The organism is Amycolatopsis sp. NPDC041971 (assembly GCF_055588925.1).
In genome coordinates, this window is sequence record NZ_JBVJCE010000005.1 from 100,818 (window position 1) to 125,227 (window position 24,410).

Annotated in this window: 23 protein-coding genes; 13 read left to right on the forward strand and 10 right to left on the reverse strand. The window is 69.5% G+C overall.

All coding sequences use genetic code 11. The features are described from left to right. Window positions 1–20: 20 nt before the first annotated feature. On the forward strand, window positions 21–557 hold the full coding sequence (locus ACZ6DT_RS13210) for an EF-hand domain-containing protein (RefSeq protein WP_465593264.1): 537 nt from the start codon (window positions 21–23) through the stop codon (window positions 555–557). Here the strand turns inward: ACZ6DT_RS13210 and ACZ6DT_RS13215 are convergent. Genes ACZ6DT_RS13215 through ACZ6DT_RS13240 form a run of 6 tightly spaced genes read right to left on the reverse strand, consistent with a single transcriptional unit; the run spans window position 463 to window position 6,032 of the window. Beyond that, window positions 463–1,059: a DUF6917 domain-containing protein gene (locus ACZ6DT_RS13215; protein ID WP_465593267.1), complete on the reverse strand. Its 597-nt coding sequence runs from the start codon at window positions 1,057–1,059 to the stop codon at window positions 463–465. The genes ACZ6DT_RS13210 and ACZ6DT_RS13215 overlap by 95 nt on opposite strands. After that, a complete protein-coding gene (locus ACZ6DT_RS13220) occupies window positions 992–1,936 on the reverse strand; it encodes a Gfo/Idh/MocA family protein (protein ID WP_465593270.1) in 945 nt (314 codons plus the stop codon). Before ACZ6DT_RS13220 ends, ACZ6DT_RS13215 begins: the two co-directional genes overlap by 68 nt. Beyond that, window positions 1,933–2,982: an Ldh family oxidoreductase gene (locus ACZ6DT_RS13225; protein WP_465593273.1), complete on the reverse strand. Its 1,050-nt coding sequence runs from the start codon at window positions 2,980–2,982 to the stop codon at window positions 1,933–1,935. Before ACZ6DT_RS13225 ends, ACZ6DT_RS13220 begins: the two co-directional genes overlap by 4 nt. Further along, window positions 2,979–4,199 carry a M20/M25/M40 family metallo-hydrolase gene (locus tag ACZ6DT_RS13230; protein WP_465593276.1) on the reverse strand — a complete coding sequence of 407 codons (1,221 nt, stop codon included), beginning with the start codon at window positions 4,197–4,199 and terminating at the stop codon, window positions 2,979–2,981. The genes ACZ6DT_RS13225 and ACZ6DT_RS13230 overlap by 4 nt, the downstream gene beginning before the upstream one ends. Next, complete coding sequence (locus ACZ6DT_RS13235; RefSeq protein ID WP_465593279.1) at window positions 4,196–5,014, reverse strand: sugar phosphate isomerase/epimerase family protein; 819 nt, start codon at window positions 5,012–5,014, stop codon at window positions 4,196–4,198. Before ACZ6DT_RS13235 ends, ACZ6DT_RS13230 begins: the two co-directional genes overlap by 4 nt. Then, window positions 5,004–6,032 (reverse strand): Gfo/Idh/MocA family oxidoreductase, encoded by a 1,029-nt coding sequence (locus ACZ6DT_RS13240; protein WP_465593282.1) that lies wholly within the window; start codon window positions 6,030–6,032, stop codon window positions 5,004–5,006. Before ACZ6DT_RS13240 ends, ACZ6DT_RS13235 begins: the two co-directional genes overlap by 11 nt. A gap of 250 nt (window positions 6,033–6,282) precedes the next feature. Here ACZ6DT_RS13240 and ACZ6DT_RS13245 point away from each other — a divergent pair, with 250 nt between their 5' ends. Genes ACZ6DT_RS13245 through ACZ6DT_RS13285 form a run of 9 tightly spaced genes read left to right on the forward strand, consistent with a single transcriptional unit; the run spans window position 6,283 to window position 16,426 of the window. Next, window positions 6,283–7,347 carry a DegT/DnrJ/EryC1/StrS family aminotransferase gene (locus ACZ6DT_RS13245; protein WP_465593285.1) on the forward strand — a complete coding sequence of 355 codons (1,065 nt, stop codon included), beginning with the start codon at window positions 6,283–6,285 and terminating at the stop codon, window positions 7,345–7,347. Continuing rightward, on the forward strand, window positions 7,344–8,465 hold the full coding sequence (locus tag ACZ6DT_RS13250; protein WP_465593288.1) for a DegT/DnrJ/EryC1/StrS family aminotransferase: 1,122 nt from the start codon (window positions 7,344–7,346) through the stop codon (window positions 8,463–8,465). Before ACZ6DT_RS13245 ends, ACZ6DT_RS13250 begins: the two co-directional genes overlap by 4 nt. After that, on the forward strand, window positions 8,465–9,106 hold the full coding sequence (locus ACZ6DT_RS13255) for a class I SAM-dependent methyltransferase (RefSeq protein ID WP_465593291.1): 642 nt from the start codon (window positions 8,465–8,467) through the stop codon (window positions 9,104–9,106). Before ACZ6DT_RS13250 ends, ACZ6DT_RS13255 begins: the two co-directional genes overlap by 1 nt. Next, a complete protein-coding gene (locus ACZ6DT_RS13260) occupies window positions 9,103–10,026 on the forward strand; it encodes a UbiA family prenyltransferase (RefSeq protein WP_465593294.1) in 924 nt (307 codons plus the stop codon). Before ACZ6DT_RS13255 ends, ACZ6DT_RS13260 begins: the two co-directional genes overlap by 4 nt. Further along, window positions 10,023–11,315 carry a protoporphyrinogen/coproporphyrinogen oxidase gene (locus ACZ6DT_RS13265; RefSeq protein ID WP_465593297.1) on the forward strand — a complete coding sequence of 431 codons (1,293 nt, stop codon included), beginning with the start codon at window positions 10,023–10,025 and terminating at the stop codon, window positions 11,313–11,315. The genes ACZ6DT_RS13260 and ACZ6DT_RS13265 overlap by 4 nt, the downstream gene beginning before the upstream one ends. After that, the gene (locus tag ACZ6DT_RS13270; RefSeq protein ID WP_465593299.1) at window positions 11,312–12,805 is read left to right on the forward strand and encodes a class I adenylate-forming enzyme family protein; all 1,494 of its coding nucleotides are present in this window, start codon (window positions 11,312–11,314) and stop codon (window positions 12,803–12,805) included. The genes ACZ6DT_RS13265 and ACZ6DT_RS13270 overlap by 4 nt, the downstream gene beginning before the upstream one ends. Further along, window positions 12,802–13,593: a class I SAM-dependent methyltransferase gene (locus ACZ6DT_RS13275; protein ID WP_465593302.1), complete on the forward strand. Its 792-nt coding sequence runs from the start codon at window positions 12,802–12,804 to the stop codon at window positions 13,591–13,593. The genes ACZ6DT_RS13270 and ACZ6DT_RS13275 overlap by 4 nt, the downstream gene beginning before the upstream one ends. Then, window positions 13,593–14,966 (forward strand): CoA transferase, encoded by a 1,374-nt coding sequence (locus tag ACZ6DT_RS13280; protein ID WP_465593304.1) that lies wholly within the window; start codon window positions 13,593–13,595, stop codon window positions 14,964–14,966. Before ACZ6DT_RS13275 ends, ACZ6DT_RS13280 begins: the two co-directional genes overlap by 1 nt. Further along, entirely contained in the window at window positions 14,963–16,426 is a 1,464-nt protein-coding gene (locus ACZ6DT_RS13285; RefSeq protein ID WP_465593307.1) for a class I adenylate-forming enzyme family protein, read from the forward strand. The genes ACZ6DT_RS13280 and ACZ6DT_RS13285 overlap by 4 nt, the downstream gene beginning before the upstream one ends. A 45-nt stretch (window positions 16,427–16,471) precedes the next feature. Here ACZ6DT_RS13285 and ACZ6DT_RS13290 read toward each other — a convergent pair whose 3' ends face one another. Both ACZ6DT_RS13290 and ACZ6DT_RS13295 read right to left on the reverse strand, forming a co-directional pair. After that, on the reverse strand, window positions 16,472–17,116 hold the full coding sequence (locus tag ACZ6DT_RS13290; RefSeq protein ID WP_465593310.1) for a carbonic anhydrase: 645 nt from the start codon (window positions 17,114–17,116) through the stop codon (window positions 16,472–16,474). A gap of 94 nt (window positions 17,117–17,210) precedes the next feature. Beyond that, window positions 17,211–17,660: a MarR family winged helix-turn-helix transcriptional regulator gene (locus ACZ6DT_RS13295; protein ID WP_465593313.1), complete on the reverse strand. Its 450-nt coding sequence runs from the start codon at window positions 17,658–17,660 to the stop codon at window positions 17,211–17,213. Between the two features lie 82 nt (window positions 17,661–17,742). Between ACZ6DT_RS13295 and ACZ6DT_RS13300 the strand changes: the two genes are divergently transcribed. Continuing rightward, the gene (locus ACZ6DT_RS13300; RefSeq protein WP_465593316.1) at window positions 17,743–18,258 is read left to right on the forward strand and encodes a cupin domain-containing protein; all 516 of its coding nucleotides are present in this window, start codon (window positions 17,743–17,745) and stop codon (window positions 18,256–18,258) included. Window positions 18,259–18,288: 30 nt separating this feature from the next. Beyond that, window positions 18,289–20,574, forward strand: coding sequence for an ATP-binding protein (locus ACZ6DT_RS13305; RefSeq protein ID WP_465593319.1), 2,286 nt, complete (start codon window positions 18,289–18,291; stop codon window positions 20,572–20,574). Between the two features lie 45 nt (window positions 20,575–20,619). Here the strand turns inward: ACZ6DT_RS13305 and ACZ6DT_RS13310 are convergent, their stop codons facing one another. Both ACZ6DT_RS13310 and ACZ6DT_RS13315 read right to left on the reverse strand, forming a co-directional pair. Further along, complete coding sequence (locus tag ACZ6DT_RS13310) at window positions 20,620–21,477, reverse strand: poly(ethylene terephthalate) hydrolase family protein (RefSeq protein ID WP_465593322.1); 858 nt, start codon at window positions 21,475–21,477, stop codon at window positions 20,620–20,622. Window positions 21,478–21,661: 184 nt separating this feature from the next. After that, a complete protein-coding gene (locus ACZ6DT_RS13315) occupies window positions 21,662–22,852 on the reverse strand; it encodes an oxygenase MpaB family protein (RefSeq protein WP_465593325.1) in 1,191 nt (396 codons plus the stop codon). Window positions 22,853–23,147: 295 nt separating this feature from the next. On the opposite strand from ACZ6DT_RS13315, the gene ACZ6DT_RS13320 reads away from it, so the two are divergent. After that, entirely contained in the window at window positions 23,148–24,311 is a 1,164-nt protein-coding gene (locus tag ACZ6DT_RS13320; protein ID WP_465593328.1) for a TetR/AcrR family transcriptional regulator, read from the forward strand. Window positions 24,312–24,410 lie beyond the last annotated feature (99 nt).

The following is a 24,410-nucleotide window of genomic DNA, read 5'->3' on the forward strand; positions in this document are numbered from 1 at the left end:
GCGAAAAGGAGAGTGCACGAATGACCACAGCGGTCAAGAACGACAGGCTCAAGAAGCGTTTCGAGAAGTGGGACGTCAACGGCAACGGCAGAATCGAAAAGTCCGACTTCGAGGCCGAGGCCACCCGGATCATCAACGCGTTCGGCGAGGACCCGGCGGCGCCCCAGGCCCGCGCGGTGAAGGACTCGTTCCTGACGATGTACGAGTACCTGGCGGACAAGGCGGGTGTCGGCCCGAACGGCTCGTTGAACGAGAAGCAGTTCACCGAGGTGATCGAGTCGCAGATCTTCCAGGAGGGCGACGCGGGATTCTCCAGGGTGGTCCGCCCGACCATCGCGGCGATCGTCGGGCTGTGCGACACCGACGGCGACGGCGAGGTCAATCAGAGGGAGTTCGCCAAGTGGCTGAACGCCATCGGTGTCGAAGCCTCGGCCGTGGCCCCCGCGTTCCAGGCCATCGACGTCAACGGCAACGGCAAGTTGACCGTCGACGAACTCGTGCACGCGGTCCGTGACTACCATCTCGGCAAGAGCGACGTGCCACTGCTGGGCAAATGACGGTGACCTGACGGCGTGGGGGGGGGGGGGGGGGGGGGGGGGGGGGACCCCCCCCCCCCCCCCCAACAAAAACCCCCCCCCCCCCCCCCCCCCCCCCCCCCCCCCCCCGGCCGCGGAAGCAGACTTCCCGCTCCGGCTTCAGGCCGATTTCCTCGCCGGTGACGGGCAGCGCGGTGTGGATGAGAATGTTGTAGTGGTTGGGAAAATGACAGCCGTCGAAGCCGAGTACGGTACCGACGAGTTCGCCGCCGATCCACACCTCGTCGCCCCGGTCGATCACGCCGGCCCGCACTATTTCGGCGAAGCCGAGGAAACCGACGTGGTCGATGCGTGCCCCCGGCGCCGTGTCGTCGTGGCTGGTCGTGACGAGCTCGTGTACCTCGCCGACGCGGACGCACCGGCTGGCGAACGGTTCGAGACTCATTCCCCGGTCGTCACGGTGATGTACGAGCACCTTCACCACCGTGCCGGTGATCTCCCGTTTCGGCCCGTCTTCCCGCATCGTTCTCCCTCCGGTAGCACACGTCCACTATGGACAGTGCGTCGAGACCGCTGTCGCGCCAAGCCCCGCCCTTGCGTACGGCCTCCGCGAATTCGCGCAGCAGCCCGGCGTACTCGTGCCACAGCGATTCCTTGAACTCCGGATAGCCGGCGAGCAGGTCGGCGCGCAGGACGGTGCCGTCGGTCAGCCGGACCTCGACATCCTTGACCTCGCCGGGAAACGACCAGTCGAGTTCCACGACCGCGCCCTCGAGCACGAGCGTCGCCCGCCTGTCGACACCGTCCGCGTCACGGTCGATCCGGACGTCCCGCAGTACCATCGAGCCGAGGAACAACTGGACGAGGTCGAGCGCGTTCGGCCCGTTGTCCGCCACGCAGCCACCACCGCAGCGCGTCGCGTCGAGGTACCAGCGATCACCGCCGACGTGTTCTTCGATCCGCTCCAAATAGCGCACCTTCAGCGAAGCGATCGGTGGCCCGCCGACGAGCCGCTCGCGAAGGGCGAGCACGTTGTCGTTGTACCTACGGTGGAAAGCGGTGAACAGCGCGACGTCCCGCCGCGCCGCTCTCGCCACGAGATCCTCGCCGTCGGCGAGCCTGATGGCGATCGGCTTCTCCACGCACACCGGCAGGCCGGCGTCCAGCACGTCCCGGCACACGCCGGCGTGGACGTCGTTGGGCGCGGTCACGATCACCGCGTCGAGCCCACCGGCGGCGAGCATTTCCCGATGGTCGCGGAAGCCGGGCACGTCGCATTTCGAGAGTTTGGCAGGGTCGAGATCGCAGACCGCGGCGAGTGCGAAGTCCGATGACCGCTCCAGCGCGGCGAGGTAGAACTTCGAGATGACACCGAGTCCGACGACTCCTGCCCGGATCATCCGGCAGTCCTCTCCAGTGCCGCGCGGAGTTCCTCGTAGACCGCGTCGGGCACCGGCACACCGTGTTCGCGGAACCGGGCCGCGCGCTCGCCCTCGTGCCAGCCGGGATAGGCGACGGGGACGGCGGGATCCCGGGCGGGCCAGCCACGCACCGCGGTGAAGAGCGCGGACGCGTCGGAGGCGAATCCGGAACGCAAGACCCCCGGGGCGATCGCCAGCGTCAGGACCCCGATGTCGTCGTCGCGGTCCGCGTCGGCGGATGTCGCGCCGAGTGTGGCTCCGGGAACCAGCGCGCCGAGCACCTCGACGAGCAGACCGAGCCCGAATCCTTTGTAAGCGCCCGTTTCGGGAGCTCCACCCAGCCATTGCAGATGAGCCTCGCCCCGGTCGAACGCGGCCGGATCGGTCACCGGTGAACCGTCGTCGGCGGCGAGCCAGCCCGGCGGGATCTCCCTGCCTTCACGCGCCGCGGCCCGGATCCGGCCGGTCGGGACGACGGTGGTGCTCATGTCGAGGACGAACGGATGCGCGCCGCCGGCGGGACAGGCCAGCGCGAGCGGATTCGTGCCGAGCATCGCGGCCGCGCCGCCCGGTGGCGGGGCGATGCGCTGCCCGCCGCAGTTCGACGCGATGAGGCCGATCATGCCGTGCGTGACGGCGCGCGCGGCGTGGTGACCGGCGCAGCCGATATGCGTGGCCCCGCGCAGCGACACCATGCCGATGCCGTGCCGTGAAGCCCTGGCGCACGCCAGTTCCATCGCCTGCGACGCCGACCACAACCCGAGTGTGCGGCGGGCGTCGGCGAGGACACACGCGCCGAGATCGGTCTCGACGACCATGTCGGCCTTCGGTTCCGCCCGTCCTTGGTCGAGCAGGGGAAGGTACAGCCGGGCCAGATTGACCAGGCCGTGCGAGGTCACGCCGGTCAGGTCGCCGTGGCACAACGCGGTGGCGGCGACCGCCGCCCGGTCCTCGGGAACCCCGCGATCCACGAAGATCGTGGTGACCTGGGAAAGCAAAGCCGGATAGGGCACCAGCACGGTCATGCTCCTCCGTTCCGGCTGAACCGCACGACGATGTCGCGAACGAGTTCACTGAACCGGTCGAGTTCTTCGACATCGGCGTATTCCCCACGCGAATGCGCGTTGTTGGCGCCCAGCGAACCGGGGCCGAGAACGGCCGTCCGGGTGCCGGGGACACCGGCGAGCCACAAGGCGTCGCAGGTGAACCCGGGCTCATCGTCCGGCCACCGCGGAACTAACGCGTCCAGCAGCGGAATGTCCTGCACGGGCAACGCGGGCAGGTCGCGTTTCAGCCACCGCAGGCCGGTGATCGCCGCGGCGTCCGTCGCGGTACGGGCGAAGGCCGGCGACTCCCGGAACCGGGAAACGAACCCGGCGATGCCGGTGCGCAGCCCGTCCTCCAGCGCCGAAGTCATCTTCGCCGCTACTTCTTCGCAGTCGTAGGGAATGTTGAGCAGAAGCTCTCCGCTGCCGTACACCCTGTTGTGCAGGCGCCCGGTGTGCAGCCCGGCGACACAGACCTGACCGTGCTTCACCAGGTCGTCCGCGAGGTGCTGGGCGAGAAAGCCCAGCAGAACCGTCGCGTTGTGCCCTCGGTGCGGCTCGTCGTCGATGGCGTCGTCGCCGTCCACCCGCACGCACGCGGTCATCGACGCCGAGCATCGCGGCAGGTACCGCAACCCGGTCGGCTCGCAGAAGATGTTGAGGACCCCGTGGAATCCCGCTTCGACGAGCGGCCGCGTACCGAAGGTGCCCATCGCGCCGCCTTCCTCGCCGGACACGGCCTGGATGAGGACACCGGCATCCCGGCCGACCGCCGGATCCACCGCGAGGGCGGCCCGGACACCGGCCAGCAACGCCACGGCGGGTCCTTTCGCGTCGATCGCGCCGCGGCCGGAGAACCTGGTTCCGTCGAAAGCCGCCGGTTCGAACGGCGCCACCGTGTCGAGGTGCACGTTGAACATCACGGCGGGAGCGGCCGGGCCGATCCGCAGCGCGAGGCTCGGCTGGCAGGCGAGGAACCCGGGCCCGGCGTCGCGGACCGCGAGGGGGACACCGGGGCGGTCCAGCACCGACGGGTCCGGGGCGGCGAAACTCAGGACGTCGAAACCGATTTCGGTCGCGGCGTCGGCGTAGGCGCGCATCGCGTCCCACAGCCGGACTTCGCCGGTGGTCTCGAGCGGACCGGCCGTCGGCAGGGCGAGCAGCCGCAACAGCAGTTCCCGATCCGCAGGGATCACTGGACCAGCCCGGCCATCGCGCGGCCCGCGGCGACGAACGAGGACATCGCGTCGGGTGCCAGCACATCCTGTTCGTGCGGTTTGATCGCCAGATGCGGTTCCAACGACCACGCGCCCTGGTAGCCATTGGCTTGCAGGAGTTTCACGCAGTCGGCGACCCGCGCGGCACCCTGACCGGGAAGAGTGAAACCGCGCTCGTCGGCGTCTTTGATGTGCACGTGTTCGACGTGACAGGCGATGTCGGCGAGCAGATCGAACCCGTCGTACCCGTGGGCGACCCCGTTTCCGGTATCGAACAACAACTTCAACGCCGGGTTCGCGACCTCGTCCAGCAGTTCGAGCATGCGCTCGGCCTTCGTTCCCGCCCAGCCCGAGCAGTTCTCGTGCAGCAGCGTCACCCCCTGCGTTTCGGCGCGTTCGGCGAGGACGGTGATCCGCGCGACGACCTGAGCGCGCCACCGGTGATCGCTCAGTCCGTCGTTGGGATAGGACATGATCCGGAGGTAGCGGGTGCCGATCGCCCTGGCTCGCCCGGCGAGCACGTCGAGTTCGGTGAGGTCGCGCCGGAAATCGGTGCCGATCGGCCGGGCCCAGCCACCGATCCGGGACGCCAGGCAGACCACGCGCACCCCCTTGTCCGACAAGGTGGTCGCGACGGCGTCGAACCGTTCGTCGGTGAGGTCGGCGATGGCGTCGTTGTCGACGCTGCGCAGTTCGATCGCCTTCCATCCCAGGGCATCGAGCACCGAGAGCTGGCCGTCGAGGTCGGCCGCCGCCTCGTCCGTGATGCCGGCGAGCACCGGGTCATCCGGCATGGATGGCCACCGCGTCGGGTTCGGGACGGGTGGGCCGGGAGACCGGTTCCGCGCAGATGTTCTTGGCCACCGAAAGCAGCCGCACCACTTCGGTGGCGAAGGTGAACCCCTGGGTCTGCTCCCCGGCCAACCGGAATTTCCGGTAGGCCTCGAACATCCACTCGGTCATCGCGTCGTCCCGCAGCACGACGTGCTCGGACCGGCCGTTCGAAGACAGCGTCAGCTGGGAGTGGTGGTCGTCACCGCTCACCGCGAAGTGCCCGACAGCGGTGCCCTGCTCGAATTCGACCGTGACCCGCCGCTCCCGCACCGGGGAAGTGAGGTCCGAACGGATCTCCGTGTGGACACCCGAATTATGCCGGAGTCCGACGGTGGCGCCACCCATTCGGGGACCGATGTTCCCCTCGACTTCGAGATCGGTCCCGGACGCGTGGGTGACCCGCGCGGCGCCCGCGAGCCGCAGCGCGAGTGCGACCCCGTGCGGTAGTTCGACGTCGAAGGCGGTCGGATGCCCCGGCCGTACGAGTGAACGGCGGAATCTCGGCTTGTTCTGGACGATGTCGACCGACTTCGCGGCGCCGAACCGGCCGTCGCGGAGCAGCTCGACCAACCGTGCCGTGAGTGTGCTGGCGAGCCAAGGCTCGACGACCTCGATATGCAGCTTGTACTTGCGGCGCAGGCGGACGATGCGGGCGAGGTCGTCGATGTCGGCGGCGAGCGGTTTCTCCACGATCACCTTGCGGAAGCCCAGTGTGGCGAGCTCGGTGAGCACCGTGAGACGTTCGGTCGGCGGTGTGCAGACGTGGGCGACGGTGCCGCCGGGGTCGAGCCCCGCGGCCGCGGCGTCGATGGTCGGCGCGACCACGAGACCTGGCCGGGAGGCGACGTTCTGTCGCGGCTCGCACGCCGTGACCGGGCCGTCGTCGAAGAGCTGAGGGGTTCGTTCGCGGAGTTTGGCCAAGACCGGGAGATGCAGACCCGCGCCGGCGCGGCCGAGTCCCACAACGAATGAGCGCACTGGTGAGTCTGCTCCTCGAGTTTCGCTATTCGAAAATCCATTCCAAAAGTGACATCGCAAAGATCGACTGTCAATGCTTCGGTCCCGGGTTGACCAGGAAGTGCGAATCTGCCGGGTGGCCGGATTGCCTGATCTACGCTCGGCAACGGTTCCTACGCCATCGGAGGTGGGTACGCTGTCGTTGTCTTTCCACAACCAATCGGCCACATTCGAGCGAACCTGGACCAGTACCAGGCGACATATTCTCGACGTGATCGAGAATGGCAAGTATTCGCACGGCCGCAAGGTGGCCGAGCTCGAAGCCGCGCTGGCCGCTTACACGGGCGCGAAGTTCGTCATCGGGGTGAACAGCGGGACGGACGCGCTCGTCCTCCTGCTGCGGGCGGCGGGTCTCCGGTCCGGTGAGGAAGTGGTCGTCCCCGCCTTCTCCTTCGGTGCGACGGCGACCTCGGTCGTGCTCGCGGGCGGCACTCCGGTCTTCGCCGACATCGAACCGGACGGGTACGGGATCGACCCCGCCGCGGTGGCCGACGCCGCCGGAGACCGCACCCGGTTCGTCATGCCGACGCATCTGTTCTCGCAGCTCGCGGACATCGATGGGGTCCTAGGCGTCGCGCGCCGCCTCGGGCTCACGGTGGTCGAGGACAGCGCGGAAGCCATCGGCATGCGTCACCACGGCACCCACGCGGGACTGTTCGGCGCCGGTGGTGTGCTGTCGTTCTTCCCGACGAAGACGCTGGGCGCGCTCGGTGACGCGGGTGCGGTCCTCACCGACGACCCGCGGATCGCGGGGACCGTCGACGCGCTTCGCCATCACGGCCGGTTCGGCGCCACGATCGCCGATTTCCCCGCGATTTCGACGGAGACCGGACTGCCGGGGGTGAACAGCAAGATGGACGACATCCAGGCGGCCGTCCTCCTCGCGAAGCTCGCCGGACTCGACGCCGACATCGCCCGACGGGCGGAATTGGCTTCCCGGTACACCGAAGCGCTCTCGGACGTGGCGGGAGTGCGCAAGCTGCCGGTGGCACGGCCGGAGAGCGTGTTCTACGTCTACGTGGTCGAGGCCGATTCGCGGGACGACCTGGCGGCGCATCTGGCGGCGAAAGGCGTGCAGACCGAGGTGTACTACCCGACGCCGCTTCATCTGCAACCCTGCTTCGCCGGACTCGGTTATCGGAAGGGTGATTTCCCGAACGCCGAGAATGCCTGCCGTCATACTCTCGCGTTACCGCTGTATCCGGATATGTCGACCGCCGACTGCGACCGGGTCTGCGACTCGATCCGCGATTTCTCTCCGGGGCGGCGCGGATGACGCTGCCGTTCTTCCCGGCGGATCTCTTCGACGACGACCGCGAAGAACTGCTGGACATCGTCAGGCGGGTCGGTCTCGCGCCGGACCAGAAATTCATTCTCGGAGTGCATACGGCCCGGTTCGAGCAGGTCATTCGTGATTCGGTCGGTGCCGCGGACGCGATCGCCTGCGGCAGCGGAACCTCGGCCCTGATGTTGGTGCTGCGCGCGATGGACGTCGGCGCCGGGGACGAGGTGATCGTGCCCGCGTTCGGTTGCGCACCGCTCGCGGCCGCGCCCGCGCTGCTCGGCGCGACGCCGGTGTTCGCCGACATCGACCCGTGGACCATGGTCGTCGATCCCGGCGCGGTCGCCCGGCTGATCACCCCGCGTACCAAGGTGATCATGCCGGCGCACATGTTCTCGGTCATGGCGGACATGCCGGCCTTGCGCCGGATCGCCACCGACGCCGGCGTACGGCTGCTGGAGGATTCCGCCGTCGCACAGGGCGGGACGCTCGCGGGTACCCCGGCCGGGAGATGGGGTGACGCGGGGGTGTACTCGTTCGTGCAGGTCAAGACGTTCGGCATGCCGGGTGAGGGCGGCATGGTCGTCACCGGTGATCCCGCGCTCGGCTCGGTGGTGCGGATGCTGCGCAACCACGGCCAGGACGGCGAGAACCGGTTCCTTTACCACCGCATCGGGTACAACAGCCGGTTCGACGAGATCATGGCGGCGTTCCAGCTGTACCGGTTCCCGACCCTGCCCGCCCGGCTCGAACGCCGGGCACGGATCGGCGAGTACTACACCGGACGTTTCGCCGAACTGGCCGGTTGTGGTGTGCTCGCGCCGCCTCCGGCCCGCGACGGACGGTGTTACTACGTCTATTCGCTCCTGAGTGATCGCCGGGACGAACTCCGGGATCACTTGGCGGCGCAGGGGATCGGCTCGCATGTGTACTACCCGGCGCCGTTGCCGCGGCAACCCGCTTTCGCCCGCTACACCCGGCCGGGTGACGCCTGGCCCTCGGCGGAATCGGCCGCGCGGCGCACGCTGGCCATCCCGATCTACCCGCACCTGACCGACGAACAGGTGGAACGCATCGCGGACGCGGTGTGCCGATTCGCGAAGGAGTCGTGATGCAACAGGTAACCCGGACCCCCGCACCGAGTGAGGTCGCCGACGAGTGGCGCAGACGCGCGGAGCGTCCTGGGCTGGCCCGGGTCATGCGTGCCTCTCAGCCCGCCGAACTCGCGGCCGAAACGACCGCGCGCACCATCCGGCTCGTCACCGACCTGCTGCGTTCAGTCGGCGGGGTGAGGGCCGCGCTGGAGATCGGCTGCGGGATGGGCAGGCTCACCCCGGCGATCGCGGCGCAGGCCCGTACGGTGACCGCGATCGACATGACGCCGCGCATGCTCGCGCTGGCAAAGGCGAACTGCGCACATCTGTCCACTGTGGACTTCGTGCGCACCACCGTCCAGCGGCTTCCCTGGCAGGACCGGCGATTCGACGCCGCCGTCTGCGTATGGGTGCTGATGCACGTACTGGACGACGACGAGATCGCCGAAGCGTGCCGGGCGATCGCCGCGGCGGCACGCCATCTCGTCCTGGTGGAGTACGAGGAGGCCGACATCCCGGTCGGCAGGTTCTCGAGGTTGCGGACCGTGGAGGAGTACTTGGCCCTGCTCCCCGGCGCCCGCCTGCTCGAACGGCGCGAACTGCGTTATGGCGGCGACCGGTCTTTCGCCGCGTTGATCGCGCTGGACGACCCGCGATGACCACCCTTGCCGTCACTCGCGGCAAAGCGTACTTCCGGCTCGCGAAGCTCGACATCGTCGACTACTACCTCGGCGTGGTCCTGGTGTGGACGCTGCTCGCGCCGGTGTCGAGGTTCGACGCGGGCGTCTTGGCTTCGGTCGGGGTGTTCCTGCTCGGCGAGGTGTTCGTGATCGCGGCGATGGTCGCGCTGGACGATCTCACCGGTTACCGGGACGGCAGCGACATCACGAACTACTCGCCCGACGACGTCCGGCGCAAGCGGTACCGCAAACCACTGGTGGCGGGAACGCTGAACGAGGAGCAGGTGCTGCGGTTCGCGTGGGCGACCGGCGTCGTCGGTGCGGCGCTGTGGCTCACGGCCATCGCGATCGCACCGCACCGTCCTGTGTGGACTGTGGTGCTGATCGTGGTGACCTATGTCTTCTCGTTGCAGTACTCGTGGGGGGTGAAGCTCAGCTACCACGGCTTCCAGGAGTTCTTCATCGCGGCGCTCGGCTGGGCGCTGGTGCTGGCGCCGTACGGTCTCGCCTCCGGTGAGTTCACCGGATTCGCGCTCGCCCAGGCGTTGCTCTTCGGGCTGGGGCCGCTGCTGTTCGGCGTCTACTCCAACACCAACGACGTCGACGGCGACCGGCGGGTCGGCAGGCCGACGGTCGCGGCCCTGACCTCCCCGCGGGGCAACATGTTCTTCGTGAGCGCCGTCTCGGCGGCCGAGTTCGCGCTGATCCTCGCCGTACCCGCGCTCGGCGGTCCCTGGTGGTTCCCGCTCGCGCTGTCGCCCACGATCGTGGCGCGAATCCGGCAGCTGTGGCTCGGGTTCGCGCTGGGTGACATCCTGCGGGCGCGGATGCTCGGCATCCGGATCCACCGGCTCACCGTGCTGACCCTGGTCGTGGTGAACCTGGTGGTGATCACGTGACCGACGTCGACGTGGCGGTGATCGGGGCGGGCGTCGCCGGGCTCACCACCGCGTACCGGCTCGGCCGGTCGGGGCGGGAAGCGAGGGTCTTCGAAGCGGCCGACGTGGTCGGCGGCCGGATGACGACGCTGCGCGAGGACGGCTACCTGATCGACACCTGTGCCGAGCAGCTGGCCGAGCGGGGTTACGAGGCGACCTGGCGGCTGCTGGCGGAACTGGGCATCGACACCGCCGCGGCGCCCCGGATCGGCCGTGGCATCGCGATGTGGCGCGGCCGGGCGCGGTCCGGCGTCGCGCAGCCGCGAGGGTTGCTCACCGGAGCGGGGCTCTCCCTCCGGGCGCGGCTGGACGCGGCACGCCTGATCCGGGGGAGCTTCGACACCGAACACCCGGAGACCTCCCGGCTGGGCGAGGCCACCGTCGCGGAGTTCGCCGCACCGCATCATCCGGATCTGCTGGACTACCTGCTGCAGCCGGTCGTCTCCGGCTTCTTCGGCTGGGATCCGGCGCGTTCGGCGGCCGCGCCCCTGCTCGCCCTGCTGACCGCGGTGGGCCCGCCGCCGACGTGGCGGGCGTACCGCGACGGCATGGACACCTTCGCCCGCGCTCTCGCCGCGAGAACGGACGTCAGCACAGGGTTCCCTGTCGATCAGGTCGTCGACGACGGTTCCTCGGCGCGGATCCTGAGCGGCACGCGCGAGATCAGGGCGCGAGCGGTCGTGCTGGCCGTGCCCGCCCCGGTGGCGGTCCGGCTGCACCCGCGGCACGGCTCGGACTTCCTCGACGCGTGCTCGTTCACCCCGTTCGTCAAAGCACATCTGCTGCTCGATCGTCCGCTCGGCGGCCCTGACTACGCCGTGATCGTGCCGACCGCGGAGAACGGCACGGTGTCGACGATCATCTTCGACCATCTGAAACACCCCGGTCGCGCGCCGGAAGGCCGCGGACTGGTCACGCTCATGGCCCATCCGGCCGTGGTACCGGATCTGCTCGACGCCTCCGACGAGGACGTGGCGAGCCGGTTGGCCGGCGCCGCCGAACCTCTCGTTCCCGGCCTGAATTCGGTGACCCACCGCTCGATCGTCCGGCGGGTGCGGCACGCGGCACCCGAAGCGACGCCTCGGGCACTCGCCTTGCGAGCCTCGTTCGAGGCGGGTCTCGGCCGTGGCGTCGTCGACTACGCGGGGGACTGGGTGTTCCTGAGCCCGTGCAGCGAGGCGGCCGTCCGCTCCGGTTTGCGGGCCGCTCGACGGCTGGCCACTCGCCCGGCGGAGGAAAGGGCCCGATGAAACCGCACGACATGGGAACGCTGTTCGACGAGTGCGCGCACACCCGGACGAGGGTGCACCTCGACCGGCCGTTCGACATCGCGCCGGCGCGCGGCACCGACTACACGGTCGCCGAACTCGCCGGGCTGGTGCGGGACGCGGCGGGGTGGTTGTCCGAAGCCGGTGTGGGGCCGGGGGACCGGGTGGCCATCGTCAAGCGCAACCACTGGGACTACGACCTGCTCGCCTGCGCCGCGGTGCGGATCGGGGCGGTCCCGGCGAAGCTGTCCGGCCTGCTGCCGGACGACACGGTGGAACTCCTGCTGAAACGCCTCGGGCCCTCGGTGCTCGTCACCGACCGGACGGCCCCGGGCGCGGACCGGGTCCTGCGGATCGAGGTTTTCGCCGCCGCGCCGCCACCCGCGCCGCACCGGAGGCACGACGACGAACCGTTGCTCATCTGCCACACGTCGGGAACGACCGGAACACCGAAACTGGTCGTCCACACGACACGGACGATCATCGACCGGCTGGCGCGTCCGGAGTCGGTCCGCTGGCCCGTCCTCGGTCTCCGGCGTGACGATGTGCTGGGCAACGCCAGCGCGTACGCGCACGGCCGCACTTTCTGCTGGACGGCGTCGGCGCTGTGCCTCGCGCCGAAGGAGATCGTGATCCTGAGCGATTCCTCCTCGGCGGCAAAGGTGTTCGGCCACCATCGGCCGACCGTCATCGAGGCTCTCCCGTCGGCGTTCGTGCGCTGGCGGCCACTCGCGGACACGCCGGAGAACCCGTTCCACCGGGTACGGAGGTTCGTCAGCACCTACGACGCCGTGCATCCTCCGGTGATCAGGACGATGCTCCACGCGACCCGCCGAAAGCGTCCACTGTGGATGCAGGGCTGGGGTCAATCGGAGACGGGACCGCTCTCGTTCCGGTTCTTCACCAGACGTTCCGCGCATACGACGCGCGACCTCGGCAGGCCGCTGCCCGGCCTCGCCCGGCTGCGGGTCGTCGACCAGGAGACCGCCGAACCGGTGCCGCGGGGCACCGCCGGACTGGTGCTGGCCCGCACTCGCGCCCGATGCGTGGCGTACGTGGGTGAACAGGACCGATGGGAGGCCAAAGCCCATGGCGCGTGGTGGAACACCGGCGACCTCGGTGTGGTGAGCCGGACCGGCGCGGTGACGCTGCTGGATCGCGAGGTCGACGGCGTTCCCGGGATGAGCTGTCTCGCGGTGGAGGACCAGATCGAGGACCGCCTTCCGTCCATCGCCGAATGCGTGCTGCTTTCCGCGGCGGGCCGGGCCCCGATCCCGGTCGTCGTGACCGACACCGGACTCGATCCGGCGCGCTGGCGGGACGCGGTGCTCGACCTCCCGCCGCTGGGGGAGCCGGTGGTGCTCTCGTGGGACGACGTCCCGAGAACGGGGACCGGGAAGGTGCGGCGACTGGAACTGCTGGCGCGGCTGACCGGGACGGCCGAAACGAACGGATCGGGAAGGTGGACGTGACAGACGTGTCGACGGCTTACGTATTCGACAACGACAGTGGACACGCCGTCGAACAGCATCGTTGTCTCTCCGAAGCGTACGACCCGGTCACGTTCGCACGGCTCGCGGAGACGGGCGTGGGAGAGGGCTGGTCCTGTCTCGAGGTCGGCGCGGGCGGCAGCGGCGTCGCACAGTGGCTCGCCGCCCGGGTGGCGCCGGCCGGGTCGGTGCTGGCGACCGACATCAAAACCGGCCATCTCGCCGCCGGGCCGGGGTTGACCGTGCTCAGGCACGACATCGTCCGCGATCCGTTGCCCCGCGGCGATTTCGACCTCATCCACGCGAGGTTGGTGTTGCAACATCTGCCTGAGCGGGAGGCCGTGCTTCGAAAGCTGGCGCGTGCCCTCAAACCGGGCGGCTGGATACAGATCGACGAGTTCGACATCTCCTACGGTCCGGTGTTGCTAGCCCCCGACGCGCGGGCCGCGGCACTCTACGAGAAATTCCTGGCGGCCAAGGAAAAGACGTTCACCATGGCGGGCGGGGACGGCACGTGGGGCCGCCGCGCCGCCGCGTCCATGGTCGCCGCGGGCCTGGTCGACGTCGATCCGGTGCCCGTGCTCTTCCCGTGGCGGGCGGGCTCACCCGGGCTCAGACTGCTGATCCATCACACTCATCACCTGCGGGACAAGCTGATCGCCGCGGGTATGACCGACGGCGAGCTCGCCGAGGTGCGCGCGGTCATGGCGGATCCGGGGTTCCGCGCGTCGTCGTGTGTCGTGTATTCCGTGCACGGCAGGCGCCCCTGATGAGCACCGCACTGGACACCGTGACCGTGGCGGGCCCCGTCGACCTGCCGCTGACCGGTGAGCTCGACGTGCAAGCCGCCTGCGGGATCATGCATGTACACGGCCGGAGGTCGGGCGGGCCGACCCGGCTGGGTCTCGACTACGCGTCCATCCTCGCGGCCGAACTCGCCGAACTGGGCGCCGTCGCGCTGAAGCTCGCCCACGGCCGGGGCATTCCGCTGCGCGGCGTGTCCACTTCACTGGCGCAGGCGGCTTTGCTGGCGATCTCGCAGTATCTCGCGGCGGCGACGACCGACGACGATCACCGGGAGCCGCTGGCGCCCGGCGGGCCGCCCTTCCGCTCGGCCGACGGGGTCTCCTTCGAGATCGAGACACTCGATCCGGCGGTGTGGCAACGGTTCTGGCCGAGTCTCGGCGTCGACGAGCGAACGACTTGCCTCGGCTGGCGGCCGTTCATGCACCGCTTCGCGACCGCGACCTGCCCCTTGCCGCCGCGGCTTCCGGAAGCCCTTGCCGCCCGGCCGATCACCGAGATCGAGGACGCCGCCGTGCGGGCGGGCATGACGCTGGTGCGAGTGGCGGACGGCCCGCTTGAGATCTCGCCCGCGTTCGTCGTGCGCGGCGAGGGCCGCGGGTACCGGCCGGTCCGGCCGGTGGAACCACTTCCGTTGTCCGGCTTGCTCGTGCTCGAATCCTGCCGCCGGGTCCAGGGCCCGTTGGCAGGACACCTGCTCCGGCTGCTCGGCGCGACAGTGCTGCGGATCGAACCACCGGGTGGTGATCCGATGCGGTGGGTTCCGCCGATCGCCGGGCGGACGTCGGCCAGGTTTCGCGCGCTCAACGACGGCAAGGAAGTCGTCGAAATCGACCTTGGCACACCGGACGGCAGGAACCACTTGCTCGAACTCGCCGCCGGGGCCGACGTGTTCCTGCACAACTGGGCACCGGGCAAGGCCGGGCAATGGTCGCTGCGCGCCCTCGATCTGGCGCGCGCCCGGCCGGGGATCCTGTACGCGCACGCGTCGGGATGGGGGACCGAACTGGGACCGGAACCACCGGTGGGCACGGATTTCGTCGTGCAGGCCCACGCGGGGGTCCCGTCGTCGCTGATGACGATCGTCGACGTGTTCGGCGGGGTCGTCTGCGCACACGGGATCGTGACGGGTCTGGCCCGTGGCGCCACCCGGGCCGACTCGTCGCTCCTGTCCGCGGCGGGCAGGCTCAACGCGGGCGCCCGGCGGTCCTGCGACCGCCCGTTGACCGTTCCGGTGTGCGACGACCTCGCCGCCCTCGCGGCGGATCCCCGCTTTTCCCGCGCGTTGATCCATGCCGACTGCGTACTCGTCGGATCGCCGTGGGAATTCAGGTCATGACCTGGGTGTCGGCGACCGGGGTGGTCCTGCGTGACCTCGTGCCCGCCGGGTTGCGCCGCGAATGGGTCCGATGTGGACACTGCCCGGATCGCGAGCTGTACTCGTTGTTCCGTGAGCGGGTGCGCGAGAATCCGCTTCGCCCGGCGGTGATCGACGACGAGGGCGCGCTCGATTACACGACGCTGGACGCGGCCGTGCGGAAGCTGGCGGCCCGGCTGTCGGTCGCCGGATGCGGTTCGACGGACATCGTCGCGGTGCGGGAACCCGACGGACGTGACGCGGTGATCGCCGAACTGGCCGTCCTCGCGCTCGGCGCCGTGGTCTTGCCACTGCCCTCCGGCTCGGACAGCCTCCTCGACCGCGCGGGTGTCCGGTTCGTCATCGAGAACGGGCGAGTGACGGGCTCGTCGGATCCGCGTCGCGCGGCTCACGTCCGTCCGCACCCGGACGCACCGGCCCGGATCCTGGTGTCGTCCGGCTCGGAGTCGGAACCGAAGATGGTCGCCTATTCGCACAACGCTTTCGCCGGCGGCCGGGCCAATTATCTCCGTGCCGTCCATGGCGGCACCGCGGTCCCCCGGGACCTGGTCCTCGTCTCGCTGACCTCGGGATTCGGCTCGTTCGGGGTGCCGGTGACGCTGTGCCGCGCCGGGGGCACGCTGCTCTTGACACGCCGGTTCGAGGCGGGCGCGGCGCTCCGGCTGATCACCGAGCACCGTCCGACACAGGTGTTCGCCGTACCCGCGATGTGGCGGCGCATGGTCGAGCACTCGCTAGACACAGTGGACACCTCCGGACTCGCGTCCATCGTGTCGAGCGGGGACACGCTGCCGCCTTCGACCCGCGACGCCTGCCGTCGGCGGTTCGGCGTCGGGATGATCGACATCTACGGCTCGTCCGACGGCGTCAACTGCCATACGACGCAACCCGAAAACGGTGTCGGCGTCCCGGACCCCGCCGTCTGCGAGATCCGCCTCGTCGACGGCGAGATCTGCGCACGAGGTCCCATGACACCGTTGTGCTACGTCGCCGCGCCGGAACTGGACGCCACGAACCGGCTCGACGGGGGCTGGGTGCGGACGGGCGACAACGGCCGCTTCGACGACCAGGGCAGGCTCCACGTCACCGGCAGGCGCAAACGCGTGGTGATCCGCGGTGGGTACACGATCAGCCCGGCCGAAGTGGAACTCGCGATCGGGGACCATCCCGCGATCAGCGAGGTCGCCTGCGTCCCGGTACCGGACACCGGCCTGGGCGAACGGCTCTGTGCCTGCGTGACCGTCCGTGGCGGACACTCGCCGACGTTGACCGAACTCACGGCGTTCCTCACCGCCGGGGGCCTCGCCGTCCGCAAACTGCCGGAGTTCCTGCTCACCCTTCCCGAACTTCCGCTGGGCCGGACCGGCAAGGTCTGCCATCGCACGCTGACCAAGGTCGCGGCCCGCCGCTGCCCGTCATGATTCGCCGGCGGCTCGCTCGCTTCCGCACCGGCTACGGCCTCACTTTCAAGCCGGCTGGGCGTCCGCCGATCGCTCGCTCAGGCCCCGCGTGGTGACGACGCGCGCGCTGCCGTCGGCCAGGTGATAGGACAGTCCGGCGACAGCGGCTTCCCCGGCGTCGATCTTGTCGGCGAGCACCCGTGAACGGTCGACCAGGAGGTCGACGGTGTGCCGGATGTGCTCGTCGATGATCTCGGCGTCGCCGGTGAGCCCGGCGGCGTGGGCGGCGAGGACGCTCGGGGTGACCCGTTCGATGACGTCGCGGACGAAGCCGTTGGTGCCGAGTCCTTCGGTCAGCGCCGCCCGAGTCGCGGCGACGGCGCCGCAGGAGTCATGGCCGAGCACGACGACCAAGGGACAGCCGAGGACGCTCACGGCGTACTCGATGCTGCCCAGCACCTCCGCACCGGCGACGTGACCGGCGGTGCGGACGACGAACAGATCGCCCAGCCCACGGTCGAAGATGATCTCGGCGGCGAGCCGCGAGTCGGAACAGCCGAAGAGGACAGCGAAAGGGCGCTGTCCAGGTGCTGTTTCGGCGCGGCGGGTGGCGTCCTGGTTCGGGTGCTCCGGGGTGCCGGCGATGAAACGCCGGTTACCGGCGAGCAGAAGGTCGAAGGCCTCGGAAGGGCTTGGCGGCGCGTCGCTCATGATCCGGACATTACCGGCTGCCGCCATGACCGGCAGCTCTGTTCCGCACGTGTGGTCCGCGTCATACGGTCGTGCCGGACAGGCAGGCGGCGCGTCACTGATCGAGGCGTCCGGCGACGGCGCGCATGGCGCGGCCGACGGCCTGGAGGTCTTCCGGCGCGATCACGTCCACGAAGTGTTCGCGGACGGTGCGGAGGTTGTCCGGTGCCGCGCGGCGCAGGGTGTCGTGCCCTTTGTCGGTGAGCCGGGCGCGGACGCCACGGCCGTCGTCGGCGGTCGATTCCCGCTGGACGAGGCCGCGGGTCTCCAGCCCGTTGACGCGATGCGAGAGCCGGCTGCGCGAGTAGTACGCCGATTTCGCGAGGTCCGCCATGCGCATCGACCGGCCGGTGGCTTCGGACAGTCGCACCAGGAGTTCGAACTCCGCCAGGGAAAGGCCGTGCTCCTCGCGCAGCCGCCGGTCGAGCAGGTCGATGAAGCGCACCGATCCTTCGATGAACGCCCGCCAGTCGCGCTGCTGTTCCGTGTCGAGCCAGTTGGTCACGGCCCACACAATAACAGTTGACGCCTTCAACCACTTCGGTCCAGCTTTGGTTGAAGACTTCAACTAGATAGGAGTGAGCACGATGGCGAACGAAGCGTGGGTGGTGCGCGAGGAAGACGCGGAGGTCATCGAGAAGCCCGCGTTGTGGTTGCTGGCCGACGGCGAGCACACGGGTGGGTTCCTCGGCGCGAACCGGTTGTCCCTGCGCGCCGGGGAACCCGGTACGAAACCGCACTATCACCGGAAATCCGCCGAAGCCTTCTACGTGCTGGAGGGAGCGCTGCGGATGCTGGTGGGCGCCGAGACGATCACGGTCGAGCGGGGTGGTTACGTGGTCGTCCCGCCGGGTGTCCGGCACGCGTTCGCCGCACCGCCGGACGTCGCCGCGGACGTCCTCATCACGCTGGCGCCCGGCGTCGAACGGTTCGGTTATTTCCGTGTCCTGCCCGAGATCCTGCGCGGGAACGTCGCGCCGGAGGAGGTCGAGCGCATTCACGAACGGTATGACGTCCACTTCGTCGACGCGCCGGAATGGGACGAACGCGGCCGTCGGCCGTTCGGTTCCGCCGGTTCGTACGGCGAACATGCTTCGATGTGAGCCCGGCGGGTTCCACGGGTGAGGAGGTCCATGGCGAGCGAAAGTGAGGTCCACCGGCACCCACTGACGAGTTACGTCAGCCGCGCGGACGACGAGAACGAGGTACGACGGCTGCTCGGCGCGGGACGCTTGGTCACCTTGACCGGGGCCGGCGGCGTCGGCAAGACACGGTTGGCCGCTCGGGTGGCCAGTTCGCTCACCCGGGCTTTCCCCGGTGGCGTGGCGGTCGCCGGATTGGGAGAACTGCGGGACGGACGCCTCGTCGCGCGCACGGTCGCCGACGGCTTGGGCCTGCACGACACGGCGGGGCGGACCGACCTGGAGGCGGTGGTGTCGTACCTGCGTCCCCGGCGGTCGTTGCTCGTGCTGGACAACTGCGAACATCTCCTCGCCGGAAGCGCGGAACTGGTGACGGCGTTACTGCGCGACTGCCGGGACCTCGTGGTCCTGGCCACCAGCCGCTGCTCGCTGGGGGTCCCCGGCGAGCACGTCCTGACGATCCCGCCCCTGGCCGTACCCGGCGAAGAGACCACGACATCCCAGGAGGCGCTCACGTTCGGCGCGGTGCGGCTGTTCGCGGAGCGGGCCGCCGACGTCGTGCCCTCGTTCGAGGTCACCGAAAGCAACGTCGCGGACGTCGTCCGCCTGTGCCGTCGGCTCGACGGCCTGCCGCTGGCGATCGAACTCGCGGCCGCCCGGATCCGTGTCCTGTCGCCTTCGCAGATCGCGGACCGGGTCGAGAACGACCCGGGTTTGCTCGCCACCGGCCTCCGGTCGCCGGTCGAGCGGCATCGGACGCTGCGCGCCACCCTCGACTGGAGCCACTCCCTGTGCACCGCGACCGAGCGGACCGTCTGGGCACGGTGTTCGGTGTTCGCCGGGCAGTTCGACCTGTCCGCGGCCGAGGACGTCTGCACCGGGGCCGGCGGGCTGGACGCCATGGCCGTGCTGGACGTGGTGGACGGCCTGGTCGACAAAGCGGTGCTGGCCCGCGTCGACGGCACGGACAGGGTGCACTACCGGATGCTCCGGCTCATCCGCGAATACGGCGGCGGGCGGCTCGCCGATTCCGGTGACGAGCTCGCCGTGGCGAGAAAGCACCGTGATCACTACGCCCGGTTGATCGAACAGGCCGCCGACATGTGGTTCGGGCCGGGGCAGGACGAGGCGTACGAGCGCCTGACCGCGGCGCACGCCGACCTCCGCGAGGCGCTGTCATGGTCGCTCCGCACCCCTGGGGAAGGCCTGGTGGCAGTGGAGATGGCCACTGGCGTGATCGAATACTGGGTGGCTCGCGGCGCGGCCTGGGAACTGCGTGACTGGATCGATCGTGCCCTCGAAACGGTGTCACCGGAAACCCCAGGCCGGGCCCGGGGCCTGGCGATCGCGGCCCTCTGCGCCGCGCTGCACGCGGATCTGCCCCGTGCCCGGAGGCGGCTGACCGCCGCCGAAGCGATCGAGGACGACGAAGCCGCGCCCTACATCGCCCACGCGAGTGCCTTCGTGAGGATGCTCTCCGCCGAGCCGAACACCATGGTCCGTGCGGCGGAGGCCGTCCGGATCTTCGGTGAGCGAGGCGACGTACGACGCCAGATGCACCCGATGTTCATCCAGGGGGTCGCTCTGGCCTACCGAGGGGATCTTCCCGGAGCGCGGGCGCTGCTGGGTTCGATGCGCCTGCTGTGCGAGGAAGCGGGGGAGTTCCGGTATCGCTCCATGGCCCTGTTCGGGCTGGGGGTCGCCGAGGTCTGCTTCGGCGGCGATCTCGACGACGGCGAACGATTCATCCGTTCCGCGCTGGAAATCGACCTCCGCACTTCCGACGTGCTGTCCGCGGCGTACCGGGTGGACGGTCTGGCCTGGGTTTCCGCGCGGCGCGGGGAATGGCTCCGGGCGGCGGAGCTGTTCGGAATCGCCGCCACGCTCTGGGACCGGTGCAACGCCGTGCCCGATGTGGCCGTCACCGCGACCCACACGGCGTTCTACGAGGCCACCCGGAAAGCCATGGGAGCCGAGAAGTTCGACGCCGCGTTCGCCGAGGGACGGCGGCGGAATCCGCATGAAGCCCTGACCGGACCGCAGGCACGCCCGGAAGTCCAGTCCGAAATGCTCGCACCGCTGACCCCGCGTGAGTCCGAGATCGCGCGGCTGGTCGCGGCGGGGCTGAGCAACCGGGAGATCGCGGCGAGACTGGTCATCGCGCGGCGCACGGTGGAGACCCATCTGCAGCACGTCGCGCACAAGCTCGACTTCGTCAACCGGACCCAGTTGGCCGTCTGGGTCGAGCAGCGAGACGCCGCCAACGGGCGGCCGTGATTCCGAAGCAGCCTCGGGGTCACGGCCGCCCACCGGACGGAGTGCTCAGCCGATCGGGCAAGTTCCCCGGTACACGGCGATCTTCGGATCGTTCGCCGGAAGCGGGCACAGGAATCGGTCGTACCTGGTGTCCTCGTCCACGAAGCGTTTCATCCACGAGATGCTGTACTTCGCGATGGTCACGTTCGGCTTCGTCGGCACCATATGGCCTGCCCCGGCCAAAAGCATGTACGCCTTGTCCAACGTCTCGGGAAGGCCTTGGTAGAACGGGCGGGAATAGGTGCCGTCCGGCGCGATGAAGTCGTTCTGGGCACTGACGACGAAGGTGGGGACCTTCAGATCGGAGAACGTCGTGCTCGGATTCCAGCCTGTCAAGGGGATCGCCGCCTTCAACGCCGGTGCCTTCTGTGACGCGATCAAGGCACCGCCACCGCCCATCGAATGCCCCATGACGGCGAGCCTGGTCCGGTCGACGCGGCTCTTGGCTTGACTCGTTTCGGTGACGTAGCGCAGTGCCGCGAGCAGTTGCTCGGACCGGTTGTCCGGGGTGTCCCAGTTGCTCTTCGTCGAGAACGTGATGACGACGAATCCCTGGGAGGCCAGGCGCGGGCCGTACCACGCGATCGCGGCCTCCGATTCCAGGAAACCGGGGGCGATCGCGATCGCGCCGAACGTGCCCTGACCGGTGTCGGTCGGATAGTGGATCGTCCCGGCGCCGAAACCCTGTCCGGCCGGGACCTTTTCGGAGGCGATCTCGAACGATCCGCGATCCGCTTCGATCGTGGCCGTGGTCGGCGCCGGGCCGCGGGCATAAGAGCTTTCCTCGGCCGCGGCCGGTACCGCCACCAGTAGTGCGGTCACCACGCCGACGACCGCGGCGGCCCACTGTGGTCCACGCTTCATTGCGCTTGTCCTCTCGGAAGAACCGTTCCGAGACTGGAACGGTTTCCCAGATATAGCGGGACCGCGGCCGGGCGCGCGTCGTGGAAACTACTGAGAGGTGACTGCCTCCTGAGCTCGCGTTCTCGGAATTGTCATGGGAAGGGGAGTCACGCGACGTGTGGGTGTCATGCCGGTGACATCGAGTTCAGGCTCCGGGCCGGTTCCCGGTGGGGATCGTGATGGGGGTCGTCGTCGGTGAAGTTCCCTTGTTGAGGAACAACATCGCCAGCGCGCGCACCAGTTGGTCGAACATGAGGAACCCGGCGGGCATGACGGGCAGCAACCCTTCCCGGAACGCGATGTAGGCGGGCCACGCGGTGCGGATGAGGGCGGTGGAAGCGTAGTCGCGGCGCAGTCCGAGCCAATCGCCGATCGCGTCGCTCAGCACGTAGCGCACGAACTCGTTGAGGAATCCGCGTGTGACGCCCAGGTCGACCTGTGCGGTCAGTCCGAGAAGTTCTTCGGCCAGTTCCTTGCCCTCGTGCGACGGGGAAAGGATCGGGGTGAGCACCTGCGCCGACTGCGCGTGCGCGGCGGCCCACGTCCGGGGGATGAACTCCTCCCGCACGCCGAGCAGATGGAGGGCGACCTGCCACAGGTGGAGGAAGGCGGCCTCGTCCGCGGCGGACATCGGGACCTTCCATTCGCGCAGCTTCCGGTGCACGAAGGTGCCGAGACTGTGGAAGGTGACCAGGATGTCGCCGTTGCTGATCGGGATGCGTTCGTCGGCGACGGCCTTCCACCGCGCCGACTGCGGCAGCAGATGACGTACCGCGGCGTGCACCAGCCGCGTCTTGGTGGCGGTGACCACGAACTGGCCGCCGGGTTCGAAAGCGTTGAGGTCGCTCAGGTCATAGCCGAAGGTGAAGGTCTTGGCGGCGCGGTCCCGCATGTCGGCCCCGCCCGCGGACCAGTAGACGGATTTGGCCTCGCGCGGGATCACCGTGCTCATGATGCCGCTGCCGAGCCCGTACAGCATGAACAGATAGGTGTCCTTGCGCCGGTTGAAATCGGCCGCGCGGCGCAGCTTCGCGGGATCGGCCCAGGACGGCAACTTGTCGACTCGTCGGAGGTACGCCGCCAGATCGGCGGGCAGGCCGCCGGGCAGCGGGTCGCCGTTGTCCACCCACGGACCCAGCGCGGCGTTGACCGCCGGAACCTGGCCGGACTCGAGGACCGCCGCCATGACGCGGTCGATTTCGTCGTCCCAGACCCACCAAGGATCGGCCGCCGACCCGGCCCGGGTCTCGCCCCAGGCGGGCGCGACACCCGCCGCGCCGACCAGGCCCAGTGCGACACCGAGGGACAGTGCACTCCTTCTGCTGAGATCGCTCATTTACTTACCTAGCTTCCTTGGTAGGTTCGGGACGCTTCCGTCGCGTCCGATGAGTGATTCCTGATTAACATAACGAAGCGGTCCGGTGGTCGGCAAGGGAAGCATCGAGCTGAATCGGTCCCCTTCGGCCGAGGTCAGGCGTGTTCCTCGTCCAGGTCCGGTTGAGAAGCGATGAGTCGATCGGGAATCACACCGTTGGCCGGTCATCGCCGGACAGTCCGGCCGTCGCTGATCCGGTTCGTGGTTGACTTCCCCGCATGGCCCTGTTCCCGCCCGCAGCCGTCCGGATCCGGCGATGAGCGCCGACTCGACCGCGGCCGTCCGACCCCGCAATCGCAAGCAACTGATCGTCGACGCGGCCGGGCGGATCTTCAGCGAACACGGGTACCACGCGGCGTCGATGGAGGAGATCGCCGCAGACGTCGGCATCACCGCGGCGGCCCTGTACCGGCACTTCCCGAACAAGTACGCGCTGTTCGCCGCGTGCGCGAACGTCATGGCGGACCGGCTCGCCGCCACCCTCGACGAGGTGCCGCCCGGTGCCCCGCTGGCGGACGTGCTCACCGCTGTCACCCAGGGCACGGTGACCCATCGCGCGTCGAGTGGCCTGTACCGCTGGGAATCCCGGTATCTCGACGGCGACGACAGGCACGCGCTGGGGGAGAAGTTCGGGAGAGTCGTCGACCACGTGACCGAGTCGGTGCGGCGGGAGTACCCGCTCCCCGATGCGGGACTGAGGGCGGTGGCGGCACTCGGGGTGATCGGGTCGATCACGATGCACCGGACCTCGATCGCCCAGCGCCGCGTCGAAGAGGTTCTGGTGGAGTCCGCCTTGCGGGTGGTCGCGACCGACCCGACGACGAGTGCCGCGGGCGCGGGCGCCGTCGAGTTGCCGTCCCGGCCCGTGCCGCGCACGCGACGTTCGGAGATTCTCGCGGCCGCCATCCCGCTGTTCGAGCGGGACGGCTTCGCCAACGTCACGAACGGCCGGATAGCCGAAGCCGTGGGGCTGGTCCCGTCCGCGCTCTACCGGTATTTCCCCGGCAAGGCCGACATTCTCGCCGCGGCCTGTCTCCAGGCCGCGGGGATACTGGCCCAAGCGGTGGAACAGAGCCTTCGCGGGGTCGACGGTCCGCGCGACGCTCTGCTCGCGTTGGCGCGGACCTATGTTGCCTACAGCTTCGAACACACCGCGCTCACCAGTGTCGCCAACGCCGAACTGGCGGGCCTGCCCGCCGCTCTGCGGCGGTCGTTGGTCGGCGCGCAGCGCGAGCACATCGCCGTCTGGGAGCAGCAACTGCGGTCGGCGCGGCCGGAACTCGATCAGCGGCAGGCGAGGGTGCTGGTGCACGCCGGTTTCGGCGTGGTGGTCGAAGCCGGCCGGAGGTTGCGGTGGGAGGACGTCCCCGCCAACCGTGACGCCGTCAGCGCGCTGCTCGTGGGCGCGCTGGGGGTTTGACGCCGGGCGGTCGGTGTTCGCGGTAGCCGCAGAGCGGCCGGCGGGCAGGTACGGCGGGTCGCCGAGACGCTGATGGCCCCGGCGATCGCACCGGTGGCG

What these genes read in the sequence shown, in the direction of transcription:
- ACZ6DT_RS13215 (WP_465593267.1), bottom strand. Translation starts at nt 1,059, where the DNA reads ATGCGGGAAGACGGGCCGAAACGGGAGATCACCGGCACGGTGGTGAAG.
- ACZ6DT_RS13220 (WP_465593270.1), bottom strand. Translation starts at nt 1,936, where the DNA reads ATGATCCGGGCAGGAGTCGTCGGACTCGGTGTCATCTCGAAGTTCTAC.
- ACZ6DT_RS13280 (WP_465593304.1), top strand. Translation starts at nt 13,593, where the DNA reads ATGAGCACCGCACTGGACACCGTGACCGTGGCGGGCCCCGTCGACCTG.
- ACZ6DT_RS13290 (WP_465593310.1), bottom strand. Translation starts at nt 17,116, where the DNA reads ATGAGCGACGCGCCGCCAAGCCCTTCCGAGGCCTTCGACCTTCTGCTC.
- ACZ6DT_RS13225 (WP_465593273.1), bottom strand. Translation starts at nt 2,982, where the DNA reads ATGACCGTGCTGGTGCCCTATCCGGCTTTGCTTTCCCAGGTCACCACG.
- ACZ6DT_RS13210 (WP_465593264.1), top strand. Translation starts at nt 21, where the DNA reads ATGACCACAGCGGTCAAGAACGACAGGCTCAAGAAGCGTTTCGAGAAG.
- ACZ6DT_RS13305 (WP_465593319.1), top strand. Translation starts at nt 18,289, where the DNA reads ATGGCGAGCGAAAGTGAGGTCCACCGGCACCCACTGACGAGTTACGTC.
- ACZ6DT_RS13285 (WP_465593307.1), top strand. Translation starts at nt 14,963, where the DNA reads ATGACCTGGGTGTCGGCGACCGGGGTGGTCCTGCGTGACCTCGTGCCC.
- ACZ6DT_RS13250 (WP_465593288.1), top strand. Translation starts at nt 7,344, where the DNA reads ATGACGCTGCCGTTCTTCCCGGCGGATCTCTTCGACGACGACCGCGAA.
- ACZ6DT_RS13300 (WP_465593316.1), top strand. Translation starts at nt 17,743, where the DNA reads ATGGCGAACGAAGCGTGGGTGGTGCGCGAGGAAGACGCGGAGGTCATC.
- ACZ6DT_RS13315 (WP_465593325.1), bottom strand. Translation starts at nt 22,852, where the DNA reads ATGAGCGATCTCAGCAGAAGGAGTGCACTGTCCCTCGGTGTCGCACTG.
- ACZ6DT_RS13260 (WP_465593294.1), top strand. Translation starts at nt 9,103, where the DNA reads ATGACCACCCTTGCCGTCACTCGCGGCAAAGCGTACTTCCGGCTCGCG.
- ACZ6DT_RS13320 (WP_465593328.1), top strand. Translation starts at nt 23,148, where the DNA reads ATGAGCGCCGACTCGACCGCGGCCGTCCGACCCCGCAATCGCAAGCAA.
- ACZ6DT_RS13255 (WP_465593291.1), top strand. Translation starts at nt 8,465, where the DNA reads ATGCAACAGGTAACCCGGACCCCCGCACCGAGTGAGGTCGCCGACGAG.
- ACZ6DT_RS13270 (WP_465593299.1), top strand. Translation starts at nt 11,312, where the DNA reads ATGAAACCGCACGACATGGGAACGCTGTTCGACGAGTGCGCGCACACC.
- ACZ6DT_RS13235 (WP_465593279.1), bottom strand. Translation starts at nt 5,014, where the DNA reads ATGCCGGATGACCCGGTGCTCGCCGGCATCACGGACGAGGCGGCGGCC.
- ACZ6DT_RS13310 (WP_465593322.1), bottom strand. Translation starts at nt 21,477, where the DNA reads ATGAAGCGTGGACCACAGTGGGCCGCCGCGGTCGTCGGCGTGGTGACC.